Here is an 11,657-nt window from a genome sequence, read left to right on the forward strand (position 1 = left end):
CACAAGTGAAATAGTCTGCGCTTGCATATAACCCGCGCCTGCAACTATTGTGAACGCGCGTAAAGCGCTCATGCAATCTTCTGGGAAGGGCACCTCCACATGCCTCTCGCGCTTCTGGCCCTCGCGATCGGGGCCTTCGGAATCGGCACGACCGAGTTCGTGATCATGGGTTTGCTGCCCCAGGTCGCGGGTGACTTCGGGGTCTCCATCCCCACCGCGGGACTGCTGGTCACCGGTTACGCGCTGGGTGTCGTCATCGGCGCCCCGCTGATGACCGTGCTCGGCACCAAGGTCCCCCGCAAGCGGATGCTGATGCTGCTGATGGGCCTGTTCATCGTCGGCAACCTGCTCTCCGTCGTCGCCCCCAGCTTCTCGGTGATGCTGATCGGCCGCGTGGTCGCCTCGCTCGCCCACGGCGCCTTCTTCGGTATCGGCTCGGTCGTCGCGGCGGAACTCGTGGCCTCGGACAAGAAGGCCGGAGCCATCGCGATGATGTTCACCGGCCTGACCGTCGCCAACGTCGTGGGCGTCCCGCTGGGCACCCTCGTGGGGCAGTCCATCGGCTGGCGGGTCACCTTCGCCCTCGTCGCGGGCCTCGGCGTCATCGGCCTGGCCGGCATCGCCAAGCTCGTGCCCGACCTGCCCAAGCCGGAGGGCGTACGACTGCGGCACGAACTGGCCGCGTTCAAGAACACCCAGGTCCTGCTCGCCATGGCGATGACCGTCCTCGGCTTCGGCGGCGTCTTCGCGGCCATCACCTACATCGCGCCGATGATGACCCACGTCGCCGGCTTCGCCGACGGCTCCGTCACCTGGCTGCTCGTCCTCTTCGGCCTCGGCATGGTCGGCGGCAATCTCGTCGGCGGCAAGTTCGCCGACCGCGCCCTGATGCCCATGCTGTACGTCTCGTTGGGCGCCTTGGCCGTCGTGCTCGCCCTCTTCACGGTCACCGCGCACAACAAGATCGCGGCAGCCGTCACCATCGCCCTCATCGGCGCCCTGGGCTTTGCCACCGTGCCGCCGCTGCAGAAGCGGGTCCTCGACCAGGCACACGGTGCCCCGACGCTGGCCTCGGCCGTGAACATCGGCGCCTTCAACCTCGGCAACGCGCTGTCCGCCTGGCTCGGCGGCCTCGTCATCGCGGCCGGCTTCGGCTACACCGCACCCAACTGGGTCGGCGCCGTCCTCGCCGCCGCTGCTCTGGTCCTCGCGATTCTCTCGGCCGCCCTGGAACGCCGTACCAGCGCCCGCAGCGCGGTCCTGGCGGCTGCCACACCGAGCGAGCAGCGGACCGCCCTCCACCACTGACCCCGCCGGGCAGCAGTGGGGAGACGCGGGGCCAGGGCGGCCCCTGTGCCCTCCTGCCGACCTCGGCCTCTGACCGACACCAGAACAGCAACACCCGCAAGGAGAAACCCTGATGAGCACCAACACCGCCGTAGCCCCGCTGACCATCCAGGACGCCGAGGCACTCGTCACTCAGGCCCGCTGTGCCGTTGAGGCCGCCGGGGTCACGGTCAGCATCACCGTGCTGGACGCGGGCGGTCATCTGCTCGCCTTCCGGCGGGACGACCAGGCTGTGCTGATCTCCGGGGAGACCAGCACCCGCAAGGCGTACACCGCGCTGCAGTTGAACGCGGCCACCGCCGACCTCGTCGAGGCCGTTCAGCCCGGAGGTCTCTTCCACACCCTGCCCACCGCGCTCGACCGGCCGCTGCTGTTCATCGCGGGCGGTATCCCCGTGCACCGTGACGACCGCCTGATCGGAGCGATCGGGGTCGGTGGCGGCGCGCCGACGCAGGACCACGGCTTCGCGCAGGCCGCCGTAGAGGCACTCGTCTGACGCTTGACGATGACGGAAACGCCGATCCCTGAGGTAGCCGGGGGCCGGCGTTTCCGTACACCGAAGTCGTCAGCCTGCCGCGACCGTCAGTGGGGCGAACCGCCGTGTCCAGTCGCCCGGCAACTCCGCGATCCCGTACGTCATCACGGCGTTGAAGGCGGAGGAAACGAGTCCGCGTTCCTTCGCCCAGGACAGCAGGTCTTCGTGGCGTACGTCGATGTCGGTGCGCAGCGGACGGTCGGTGCGGGCGGCGAGTGAGGCGAGGAGTGCCTTCGCTGTCTCCGCGTCCTGTGCGATCAGTGGGCCCACGACCTGTGTGTCCATGTTGGGCCAGGCCGCCGCGTACCCCATGATCCGGCCGTTCTCCTCCGCCACCCGCAACTGGTCGGCAAAGGCGGGGAGCCGGGCGATGAGGGGCGTGCGATCGGTGCCGAACACCGCCTCGTCGAGACGCAGGATGCCGGTGAGGTCCTCTGCTGTGGCCGCACGGGTGGCGATCCGGGACTCCGGTCCAGCAGACGTGAAGTGTCCGCGCAGCGTCTCGGACCGGCCGGTCGCCTTGAAGCCGAGTTCCTCGTAGAGCGGGCGGCCGTTCGGGGTCGCGTACAGGGTCAGGGGTGTGGTGCCCATCGCCGAGAGCACATGGTGCATCAGCCGGCGTCCCACACCCTGGCGGGCATGCCGCTCGGCGACCAGAACCATGCCGATGGCAACCAGATCCGGGCGGTCCTGCGGGCCGTACTCCGTGACGACGCATGCCGCGACGAGGCCGCCCTCGGGATCGTCGATGCCGTAGCCCTTCCCCGCGCTGAGGAGGAAACCCCACTTGTGTTCCTCGCGTGGCCACCTCCGGTCCTCGGACAAGTCGGCACAGGCGATGCGATCGCGGAGCGTCAGCCGGCGGATGGGCAGAGCGGCGAGGGAAGGAGTCGGCACGCAGGTCAGGCTGTCTGACTGCGTTGTCGGCGTCCACCTGTTTCCGATCAGACGTACTCGCTTTTGGCCATGTCGTGGCCGACTGCACAACGCACCGACAGAAGCCGGATGTTTCACGTGAAACACCGGCGAACGGTGGTCATCCGGCAGGCTCGCGGAAGGCGCCACAGGGTGTCCCACTAACCTCGTGGCCCATGGCGAGACTTCATCTCTTCGACCTCGACGGCACTTTGCTGCACGGAACCAGTGCGCCCCTGGAGATCTCACGTCAACTCGGTCTGGAGGCCGAGACGGTGGCACTTGAGCAGGAGATCTCGGCCGGGCTGATCGGGCCGCCGGAGTATGCGACCCGCGTGTACACGCTGTGGGCGGATCTCACCGAGGCAGATGTAGCGGCGGCCTTCGAAGGCGCCCCTTGGCTGGCGCGGATCCGTGAGGTCTGGGCCGAGATCAGGAGTGCCGGCGAATACTGCGCCGTCGTATCGCTCTCGCCTTCCTTCTTCGTGGAACGGCTCAGAGGCTGGGGCGCGCACGCGGCACACGGATCGCTTTTTCCCGCCGTGCCTTTCACCGAGCCTTCCATGGACCTGGCCGGTGTCCTCAATTCTGCGGCGAAGGTGGTGATCGCGGATCGATTGTGCGAGGAGTTCGGGGTGACGAGGGCCGACTGTGTCGCCTATGGCGACTCGATGTCGGACAAGGATCTGTTCGGTGCCGTGCCCGTCTCTGTGGCGGTCAATGCCGATCAGCATCTGTCGGGCCTCGCGACTCACTCCTATGCCGGGCGGGATCTGTGGGATGCCTACGAATTGGTGCGCCGCGCCCGGTAGTTGAGGGAGCCGATGGTTCGCCTCTCTGCCTGTTCGTGGGGGAGCGAGCCGGGGCTTGTGTGCGGAACGCGGGCCGGTATGGTCGACTCCGGTTCCTGTGCGGAGCGGGACGCCGCGTGAGAGTACTGCGGGCAATGTCACACTCTCGCCTTACTTGTCCGTACGCAGTGCGAATGCGGGTTGGATATGGCTGTATTGGCCGCTTGACCGAATGGGGAGAAGCAAGCCGTCCACGCGGAAAGCAGGCAGCTTCCGGTTGAGGAAGCGCGCCGACCGACCGAGAGATGTTCGAGGCGAGGCACACCATGGACGGTCCGACCACCCCGTCGGCCGACGACGGCACGTCCGGGGGCGGCGGCGGAAGCGGCTGGTTCACTCCGCGCAAGCAGCCGGAAGTGCCTCTGGGCGAAGAGCGTGAGACGACGGAGGGGCGGCGTCCAGCCGTGCTGCGCCCGGTCCGCAGAGGCACGGCGGGGAGCAAGGAGCGTCCGCCCATGGAGAGTTCGGTCCGGACCGATCCGAGCGGCGACGCTGCCGGGTCGCATACGGGCGGGCCCGGTGCTCAGCAGGGCACAGTGGCCTACCAGGAGCGAATACCGTCGGCAGAGACCGCCCCGCAGCCCTCCACCCCTGCCCAGGCACTGTCTCCCGCCCCCGCGCGGACGGCGCCCCCACTGCGCGCTGTCGAAAGCGCCCCGGCCACTCTGCGCGTGCCCGCCCAGCGTTCTTCCGGCCCGGTCCCCGAGCAGGCATCCCCGGACGCCGTGCTCATCCGACGGACCATGGCCGAAGTCGGGCCCGTGGCCGACAAGGTCACCTCGTACTTCTACGCGCTGCTTTTCGTGCGCCACCCCGAGCTGCGGTCGCTGTTCCCGGCGGCGATGGACACCCAGCGGGACCGGTTGCTCAAGGCGTTGCTCACCGCGGCCGAGCACATCGACAACACCGAGGTCCTCGTCGCGTATCTGCGGAACCTCGGCCGCGGGCACCGCAAGTACGGCACCCGGGCCGAGCACTACCCGGCCGTCGGCGAGTGCCTCATCGGCGCCCTGAACAAGTACGCCACCGCCGTCTGGGACGCGGAGACGGAGGCGGCCTGGGTACGGGCGTACACGACGATCTCGCAGGTCATGATCGACGCGGCCGCCGCCGACGAACTGCGCGCTCCGGCCTGGTGGCATGCGGAGGTCGTCAGCCACGATCTCCGAACCCGGGACGTCGCCGTCGTCACCGTCCGCCCGGACCAGCCCTACCCCTTCCTCGCCGGGCAGTACACGAGCCTGGAGACACCCTGGTGGCCGCGGATCTGGCGGCACTACTCCCTGGCCTCGGCACCCCGCTCGGACGGACTGCTGACCTTCCATGTGAAGGCCGTCCCGGCGGGCTGGGTCTCGAACGCGCTGGTGCACCGAGCCCGGCCCGGCGACGTCATCCGGCTCGGCCCGTCGGCCGGCTCGATGACCGTGGACCACACCACCGACAGCGGCCTGCTCTGCCTCGGCGGCGGCACTGGCATAGCGCCGATCAAGGCGCTCGTCCAGGACATCGCCGAGCACGGCGAGCGGCGACCGGTGGAGGTGTTCTACGGCGCCCGCACCGACCAGGACCTCTATGACATCGACACGATGCTCCGGCTCCAGCAGTCGCACCCGTGGCTGGAGGTCCGGCCGATCGTCGAACAGCGGGCGCGCCTTCAACTCCCCGACGCCATAAGGACGTACGGGCCGTGGAGCGGCTACGACGCCTACGTCTCGGGGCCGCCCGGAATGATCCGCAGCGGTGTCCATGCCCTGAGGGACGTCGGTATCCCACCGGAACGCATACGGCACGACGCGGTCGAGGAATTGGTGGCGGCCGGGGACTGACCCGGTGCCGGAGGCGTCAGCCGAGGTCGGGAGCGTGCATCGCGCGGACCCCTTCGATGTTGCCGTCCAGGTAGTGCCGTAGGGACAGGGGCACGAGATGGACGGACGCGATGCCGACCCGGGTGAAGGGCACTCGTACGATCTCGTACTCGCCGAGGGGCTCGTCCACTTCGGGGCCGTGGCGTAGCGCCGGGTCCATGGACTCCAGGTGGCAGACGAAGAAGTGCTGCACCTTCACGCCGGTCGTGGCCGCGTTCGCGCCGATGTGCTCGACGGTGTCCACGAAGCAGGGCACCACGTCGGTGATCTTGGCGCCGAGTTCCTCGTACACCTCTCGGTGGAGGGCGTCGACGACGGTTGTGTCCCCGGGTTCGACCCCGCCACCGGGCGTGACCCAGTAGGGATCCACACCGGGCTTGGTGCGCTTGATGAGGATCAGGGCGTCGCCGTCGAGGAGAACGGCGCGTGCGGTGCGCTTGACCACGGGTCGGACGGTCATGGGAGAAATGTGGCCCGGCTGGTTCCACGTGAAACATCGCGAAACGTGACCTCGACGGTTCAGAGCGTGACGTTCGGCGCGCTCGTTGCGGAGCGGCCGTAAAGTCCCTGGTCAGCCCCAGTCGGTGGCCGCCCGCTGCAACCACTCGTGGGCCCGGGCGATGTGCGGCATCGCGAGAGTGCCGGTCCGGACCACCAGGAAATACGTCCGCAGCGGCGGTACCGCGGGCTCGTGGAGCGGGACGACCTCACCGCGTTCCAGCGCGAGGGCGCACAGATAGCGGGGCAGTACCGCGAGGCCGGCTCCCGCGATCGCGCAGGCGAGGACCGCGCGCAGGTCCGGTACGACGACGGTGCCCGGGGTGGCCGGACGGGAGTCGAAGACGGAGGCCCAGTACCGCGAGACGAAGGGCAGCGACTCGTGGACCTCGACCACAGGGAGGTCGTCCAGGGCAGGGGCGTCCTTGGGGCCGGGCTTCGCGGAGTCGATCTGCTCGGCCCAGTGCGGGGCGGCGACCAGGACGTGCTCCTCGTCGCAGAGCGTTGTCGCGGTGAGCAGAGCCCCTCGGGGACGGGCCGTGCTGATGGCCAGATCATGATGTCCGGCGGCCAGCCCCTCCAGGGTCTCCTCGGCGTTCCCGAAGGACGCGCGCAGTGCGAACCCCTGGCCGTCGTCGCCGGTCAGCTCCGTGAGCGCGGGCAGCGCCCGCTCGGCGGTGAACTCGGGAGGCCCGGCGAGATGCAGGGTGCGCAGCGAGGAGTCGTTGTCGGGGCCCGTCTCGGCTATCTCCACGAGCGCGTCGAGATGCGGCGCGGCCTTGTGCGCGAGTTCGTCGCCCATGGTGGTGGGGGTGACTCCACGGGCCTGGCGCAGGAACAGAGGGCGGCCCAACTGCCGTTCCAGGGTGCGGATCTGGGACGTCACCGCCGGCTGGGAGAGGCCGAGCAGGGCCGCGGCGCGGGTGAAGGAGCCGGCCCGGTGCACGGTCACGAAGGTGCGCAGCAAGGCCAGATCCATGGCGCGCACTCTCCTTTCCCCACCCTTTCTCCAGCCCCGGGCAGGGCCCAACTATAAATAAGTCGATAGGTTGCTGTCGCTACTGTGATTGGACACTGACACAGAGTCAACTAGCCTGGTTCGCGCGGTTCTTCGCGTACGGAACCGAGGACGGTCCGAGCCACGAGGGGGGAGGCTCGGACCGTCCGTTGTGCGTATCAGGACACCGACCGGCGGTACGTAAAGCGGTCACCGCGCCGACGCGTCCAGCGCACGCAGCACATCGGCCACCAGGTCCTCGGGATCCTCGGCACCGACCGAGAAGCGAATGAAGCCCTCCGGCACCGCGTCACCTCCCCAGCGCCCCCGCCGCTCGGCGGTGGACCGCACCCCGCCGAAGCTCGTCGCGTCGTCCACGAGCCGCAGGGCGTCGAGAAAACGCTCGGCACGCGCGCGCGTGGGCAGCGTGAACGAAACCACACACCCGTAGCGCCGCATCTGCCGCGAGGCGATCTTGTGCGAGGGGTCGTCCGGCAGCCCCGGATAGCGCAGTCCCGTCACCTCGGCCCGTCCGCGCAGGGCCCCGGCGAGGGTCAGCGCGGTGGCGTTCTGCCGGTCGACGCGCAGCTGGAGGGTGGCGATCGAGCGGTGCGCGAGCCAGGCCTCCATGGGCCCGGGAATCGCGCCGACGATCTTGCGCCAGCGGCGTACGGCGGCCATGGCGGTGGCGTCGGTTCCGGCGACGTACCCCAGGAGGACGTCCCCGTGCCCGGTGAGCTGCTTGGTGCCGCTCGCCACGGAGAAATCGGCGCCGAGTGCCAGCGGACGCTGTCCCAAGGGCGTGGCGAGGGTGTTGTCGACGGCTACGAGGGCGCCACGCGCGTGTGCCGCTTCCACGAGCCGACTGATGTCGCACACGTCGAGCCCGGGGTTCGACGGGGTCTCGATCCACAGCAGTTTCGCGCCGTCGAGGACGTCGAGCTGGGCGTCCCCGGCGGTCGGCGCGGTGCGCACCTGGATGCCGTACGCCTCCAATTGCGCACGGACCAGGGGCAGTACCTGGTAGCCGTCGTCGGGCAGGACGACCGTGTCGCCGGCCCGCAGCTGGGAGAAGAGCACCGAGGAGATGGCGGCCATGCCGGAGGCGAACACGAGCGTCTCCACGCCGTCCTGCCCGGGTGCCTCCAACTCTCCGACGGCGCGCTCCAGATGGGTCCACGTCGGGTTCTCGTCACGGCCGTAGGCGTACGGGCCCGTCACCTCGCCCGGGAGGTGGAAGTGCGCGGCGAACACCGGCCCGGGCAGGGTCGGTTCGTGCTTGACCGGCTCGGGCAGTCCGGCCCGCACCGCGCGCGTGCCGTCTCCCGCCCCCTTGTCTGCGGCGGAATCACTCATACCGCTCGTCCCTCCACTTCCTCGCGCACCGCGGCGAGCAGTCCCGCGCTCGCCGCCTCCACCATCTCAAGGCACTCCTCGAAGCCGTCCAGGCCCCCGTAGTACGGGTCGGGTACATCCAGGTCGCCGTCGGCGGCGGGGTCGTAGGAGCGGAGCAGGTGGACCTTCCGGGCGTCCTGCTCGGTCGGGGCGAGGCGGCGCAGTGCGCTGCGGTGGCCCGAGTCGAGGGCGACGACCAGGTCCAGACGGGGGAACCAGGAGGCCTGGAACTGGCGTGCGACATGGTCGCCGTCGTATCCGTGCTCCTCCAGGACGGCGACGGCGCGCGGGTCGGCGCCGTCGCCCTCGTGCCAGCCGCCCGTGCCCGCGCTGTCGACCTCGACCAGACCGTCGAGCCCGGCCTCCTCCACCCGCGCGCGGAAGACCGATTCGGCCATCGGGGAGCGGCAGATGTTGCCGGTGCAGACGAAGCTGACGCGGTAGGTCACGGCGTGCTCAGTCCCCGTCGGGCAGGACGACGTTGAGCGCCCAGGAGACGACCGAGATGATCAGGCCGCCCAGGACGGCGGTCCAGAAGCCGTCGACGTGGAAACTCAGGTCGAACTTGTCGGCCAGCCACGAAGTGAGCAGCAGCATCAGCGCGTTGACCACCAGGGTGATCAGACCGAGCGTCAGGATGAACAGCGGGAAGGTCAGCACCTTGACGATCGGCTTCACGAGGAAGTTCACCAGGCCGAAGACCACCGCGACGAGCAGCAGGGTCCAGACCTTCTTGAACGTGTTGTCGCCGGTCAGAGTGATCTTGTCGAGCAGCCATACGGCGACCGCCAGGGCGCCCGCGTTGGCGATCGTCTTGACTAGAAAATTCTTCATGTGTCTGATCGTGACAGAAGAGATCGAATCCGAGTGTGGACGAGGGCGATGAAGGCATTCCGGTTGGATGAACTGGAGGCGGAGCGTGCCGCCAACGACGGCGCATACCTGCAGTTCCTGCGTGAGAAGAACATGTCGGTCGGCCTGTACGCGCTCGACGCGGGCGACCACGACCGTCAGCAGCCGCACAACCAGGACGAGGTGTACTTCGTCGTGAGCGGGCGCGCCGCGATCACCGTCGGCATGGAGACCACCCAGGTGGCACGCGGCAGCGTGGTCTACGTGCCGGCCGGGGTGGCCCACAAGTTCCATCACATCAGCGAGGACCTGCGGGTGCTGGTGGTGTTCTCGCCCCCCGAAGCCTGACTCTCCACCGGAAGCCTGACCCGTGTCTCAGGGTTCCCTAGGGGAACGGTCAGGGGAGGACAAGGGCTGCGAGGCCCCCGTTCGGCCGTCGCCCGCCCTAGCATCGGGTGCAGGACATCAGAGATCCGGCACAGGAGTGCCGGACACCGACAGGACCCGGTACGAGCGACGGGCGGAGAGGCAAAGGACGAGGGCAATGCGAGAGATCTTCGGCGGACTGCCGTGGTGGGTGAAGTGGGTCGCGGTGCCGGTCATCGCCCTGGTCGTGTTCGGCAGCCTGATAACGGCCGTCGTGAGCATCATCGTCGGCCTGCTCTTCAAGGTGCTGGTCTTCGTGGCGCTGGTCGGCGGACTGATCTACGTCGTGCGGAAGTTCACGGCGAGCTCCTCCTCACGCAGCGACTGGTGAGGCCCTGCTGGGCAACCGGTGATCGGTAACAGGAATCACCGGTTCCCTCGGGGGAGGGAAGTTTTCCGGACAGGCCGTCTGCGGGCGGTGGCGGGCGGTTAAAGTCCGGAATTCGACGCGGGGACGAACCCCGCGGGCGGCGCACCCCCTCCCCGTGTTCCCCGCACGGGCTGCCCCCTCGCGCTCCGGGAGTGACCCTTGGCCACGGTTGACACCGCACCCGTAGAACCACACGCACCCCCCACCCAGCCCGTCCCACCCCCTCAGCCACGACCCCTGACGGCCTCCGCGCGGCAGCCGCGCCCGGTGGCGGCCCCGCCGCAGCAGCGCTCCGTGCCGGCTCCCGACCAGCATCAGTCCGCCGCCACCCTCATCGGATCCGTGCAGCGGGCGATGCGCCTGCTGGAGTCCGTCGCCGGGCACGAGCACGGAGCCCCCGCCAAACAACTGGCCCGTGAGACCGGCCTCGCCCTTCCCACGGCGTACCACCTGCTGCGCACCCTCGTGCACGAGGGCTATCTCCGCCGCGACAAAGGGCTGTTCTTCCTCGGAGAAGCGGCCGAGCGGTTGAGCAGCAGCGGAGCACAGGAGAAACGTCGCAGCACGATCGTCGACGCGTTGGCGGCCTGGCGGGATTCGATCGGCGTACCGGTCTACTACGCGATGTACCGCGACGGCGAGATCGAGGTCATGTGCGTCTCCGACACCCCGGGCAATCCGGCGGTCGAGGAGTGGGCCGACTTCCGTGAGACGGGGCACGCGCACGCGATCGGGCAGTGTCTGCTGGCTCAGCTGGACGAGGAGGCCCGGCGCGACCACCTCGACCGTTTCCCCGTGCGGTCCCTCACCCCGTACACCGTGCGGGACGGCCACTCCCTGCTGCGGCGCCTGGACGGGATGCGGCGGATGGAGCCGGTGGTGGAGCGTCAGGAGTACGCGCTGGGGACGGTCTGCGCGGCGATTCCGATCACGCTCGGCACCACGGCCGCCACGATGGCCATCTCCCTGCCCGCGCATCAGGCCGAACGGCTGCCGGCCGCGGCCCGGCAACTGCAGACCGAGGTCGGCAGGCTTGTGGGGTCGCTCGCGCTCTCTATCAGCATCTGAAAAATTACTCCTTGTGATCTGCCGTGCACGTTCAGCAATATTCCTTCAGTGTCACAGGGATCATTCCCAGCCAGTCGGCGGCAATTGACGGGATAGGCGATGCGCGAGTCCGTACAGGCAGAGGTCATGATGAGCTTCCTCGTCTCCGAGGAGCTCTCCTTCCGTATCCCGGTCGAACTGGGCTACGAGACATGCGATCCGTACGCCGTGCGGCTGACCTTCCATCTGCCGGGGGACGCCCCGGTGACCTGGACCTTCGGCCGGGAGCTGCTGATCGACGGGGTGGGCAGGCCGTGCGGGGAAGGGGATGTGCACATCGCCCCCGTCGATCCCGAGACGCTGGGCGAGGTGCTGATCCGGCTTCAGGTGGGCAGCGACCACGCGCTGTTCCGCACCGGCGCGGCACCGCTCGTGGCGTTCCTCGACCGCACCGACCGGCTGGTTCCGCTCGGTCAGGAGCGTGCCCTCGCGGACTTCGACGCCCACCTCGACGAGGCGTTGGACCGCATCCTGGCAGAGGAACAGAGCGCCGGCTGAA

Annotated in this window: 14 protein-coding genes; 8 read left to right on the top strand and 6 right to left on the bottom strand. The window is 69.0% G+C overall.

Features of this window, described 5'->3' with window-relative positions; translation table 11 throughout:
* The first annotated feature begins 99 nt into the window (after nucleotides 1–99).
* On the top strand, nucleotides 100–1,308 hold the full coding sequence (locus ACIQBL_RS36235) for an MFS transporter (RefSeq protein ID WP_401949784.1): 1,209 nt from the start codon (nucleotides 100–102) through the stop codon (nucleotides 1,306–1,308).
* Nucleotides 1,309–1,420: 112 nt separating this feature from the next.
* On the top strand, nucleotides 1,421–1,843 hold the full coding sequence (locus ACIQBL_RS36240; protein WP_401949787.1) for a heme-binding protein: 423 nt from the start codon (nucleotides 1,421–1,423) through the stop codon (nucleotides 1,841–1,843).
* A 69-nt stretch (nucleotides 1,844–1,912) separates the two neighbouring features.
* Here the strand turns inward: ACIQBL_RS36240 and ACIQBL_RS36245 are convergent, their stop codons facing one another.
* Nucleotides 1,913–2,779 (bottom strand): GNAT family N-acetyltransferase, encoded by an 867-nt coding sequence (locus ACIQBL_RS36245; protein ID WP_401949790.1) that lies wholly within the window; start codon nucleotides 2,777–2,779, stop codon nucleotides 1,913–1,915.
* 194 nt (nucleotides 2,780–2,973) lie between these two features.
* Between ACIQBL_RS36245 and ACIQBL_RS36250 the strand changes: the two genes are divergently transcribed.
* Nucleotides 2,974–3,609 carry an HAD family hydrolase gene (locus tag ACIQBL_RS36250; protein ID WP_401949793.1) on the top strand — a complete coding sequence of 212 codons (636 nt, stop codon included), beginning with the start codon at nucleotides 2,974–2,976 and terminating at the stop codon, nucleotides 3,607–3,609.
* 305 nt (nucleotides 3,610–3,914) lie between these two features.
* Entirely contained in the window at nucleotides 3,915–5,474 is a 1,560-nt protein-coding gene (locus tag ACIQBL_RS36255) for a globin domain-containing protein (protein ID WP_401949796.1), read from the top strand.
* Between the two features lie 16 nt (nucleotides 5,475–5,490).
* On the opposite strand, the gene ACIQBL_RS36260 is transcribed toward ACIQBL_RS36255, so the two are convergent.
* From ACIQBL_RS36260 to ACIQBL_RS36280, 5 genes are all read right to left on the bottom strand, one after another.
* On the bottom strand, nucleotides 5,491–5,973 hold the full coding sequence (locus ACIQBL_RS36260; protein WP_401949799.1) for an NUDIX domain-containing protein: 483 nt from the start codon (nucleotides 5,971–5,973) through the stop codon (nucleotides 5,491–5,493).
* Between the two features lie 111 nt (nucleotides 5,974–6,084).
* Entirely contained in the window at nucleotides 6,085–6,990 is a 906-nt protein-coding gene (locus ACIQBL_RS36265) for a LysR family transcriptional regulator (protein WP_401949802.1), read from the bottom strand.
* A 228-nt stretch (nucleotides 6,991–7,218) separates the two neighbouring features.
* Nucleotides 7,219–8,364, bottom strand: coding sequence for a cystathionine gamma-lyase (locus ACIQBL_RS36270; protein WP_401949805.1), 1,146 nt, complete (start codon nucleotides 8,362–8,364; stop codon nucleotides 7,219–7,221).
* Nucleotides 8,361–8,852, bottom strand: a complete 492-nt coding sequence (locus ACIQBL_RS36275; protein WP_401949808.1) for a low molecular weight protein-tyrosine-phosphatase — start codon at nucleotides 8,850–8,852, stop codon at nucleotides 8,361–8,363. The genes ACIQBL_RS36270 and ACIQBL_RS36275 overlap by 4 nt, the downstream gene beginning before the upstream one ends.
* A gap of 7 nt (nucleotides 8,853–8,859) precedes the next feature.
* Nucleotides 8,860–9,237, bottom strand: coding sequence for a phage holin family protein (locus ACIQBL_RS36280; RefSeq protein WP_401949811.1), 378 nt, complete (start codon nucleotides 9,235–9,237; stop codon nucleotides 8,860–8,862).
* A 48-nt stretch (nucleotides 9,238–9,285) separates the two neighbouring features.
* Here ACIQBL_RS36280 and ACIQBL_RS36285 point away from each other — a divergent pair, with 48 nt between their 5' ends.
* From ACIQBL_RS36285 to ACIQBL_RS36300, 4 genes are all read left to right on the top strand, one after another.
* Complete coding sequence (locus ACIQBL_RS36285) at nucleotides 9,286–9,603, top strand: cupin domain-containing protein (protein ID WP_019073397.1); 318 nt, start codon at nucleotides 9,286–9,288, stop codon at nucleotides 9,601–9,603.
* Nucleotides 9,604–9,799: 196 nt separating this feature from the next.
* Nucleotides 9,800–10,012 carry a DUF5326 family protein gene (locus ACIQBL_RS36290; RefSeq protein ID WP_401949814.1) on the top strand — a complete coding sequence of 71 codons (213 nt, stop codon included), beginning with the start codon at nucleotides 9,800–9,802 and terminating at the stop codon, nucleotides 10,010–10,012.
* A 198-nt stretch (nucleotides 10,013–10,210) separates the two neighbouring features.
* Nucleotides 10,211–11,119, top strand: a complete 909-nt coding sequence (locus ACIQBL_RS36295) for an IclR family transcriptional regulator (protein WP_401949817.1) — start codon at nucleotides 10,211–10,213, stop codon at nucleotides 11,117–11,119.
* A 99-nt stretch (nucleotides 11,120–11,218) separates the two neighbouring features.
* Nucleotides 11,219–11,656 (top strand): SsgA family sporulation/cell division regulator, encoded by a 438-nt coding sequence (locus ACIQBL_RS36300; protein WP_401949820.1) that lies wholly within the window; start codon nucleotides 11,219–11,221, stop codon nucleotides 11,654–11,656.
* The last annotated feature ends 1 nt before the right edge of the window (nucleotide 11,657 follow it).

Source organism: Streptomyces sp. NPDC088350, assembly GCF_044753545.1.
Lineage (GTDB): Bacteria > Actinomycetota > Actinomycetes > Streptomycetales > Streptomycetaceae > Streptomyces.

Coding starts and splice junctions, on each gene's coding strand:
- ACIQBL_RS36290 (WP_401949814.1), top strand. CDS start 9,800: ATGCGAGAGATCTTCGGCGGACTGCCGTGGTGGGTGAAGTGGGTCGCG.
- ACIQBL_RS36265 (WP_401949802.1), bottom strand. CDS start 6,990: ATGGATCTGGCCTTGCTGCGCACCTTCGTGACCGTGCACCGGGCCGGC.
- ACIQBL_RS36300 (WP_401949820.1), top strand. CDS start 11,219: ATGCGCGAGTCCGTACAGGCAGAGGTCATGATGAGCTTCCTCGTCTCC.
- ACIQBL_RS36250 (WP_401949793.1), top strand. CDS start 2,974: ATGGCGAGACTTCATCTCTTCGACCTCGACGGCACTTTGCTGCACGGA.
- ACIQBL_RS36285 (WP_019073397.1), top strand. CDS start 9,286: ATGAAGGCATTCCGGTTGGATGAACTGGAGGCGGAGCGTGCCGCCAAC.
- ACIQBL_RS36270 (WP_401949805.1), bottom strand. CDS start 8,364: ATGAGTGATTCCGCCGCAGACAAGGGGGCGGGAGACGGCACGCGCGCG.
- ACIQBL_RS36235 (WP_401949784.1), top strand. CDS start 100: ATGCCTCTCGCGCTTCTGGCCCTCGCGATCGGGGCCTTCGGAATCGGC.
- ACIQBL_RS36240 (WP_401949787.1), top strand. CDS start 1,421: ATGAGCACCAACACCGCCGTAGCCCCGCTGACCATCCAGGACGCCGAG.
- ACIQBL_RS36280 (WP_401949811.1), bottom strand. CDS start 9,237: ATGAAGAATTTTCTAGTCAAGACGATCGCCAACGCGGGCGCCCTGGCG.
- ACIQBL_RS36255 (WP_401949796.1), top strand. CDS start 3,915: ATGGACGGTCCGACCACCCCGTCGGCCGACGACGGCACGTCCGGGGGC.
- ACIQBL_RS36260 (WP_401949799.1), bottom strand. CDS start 5,973: ATGACCGTCCGACCCGTGGTCAAGCGCACCGCACGCGCCGTTCTCCTC.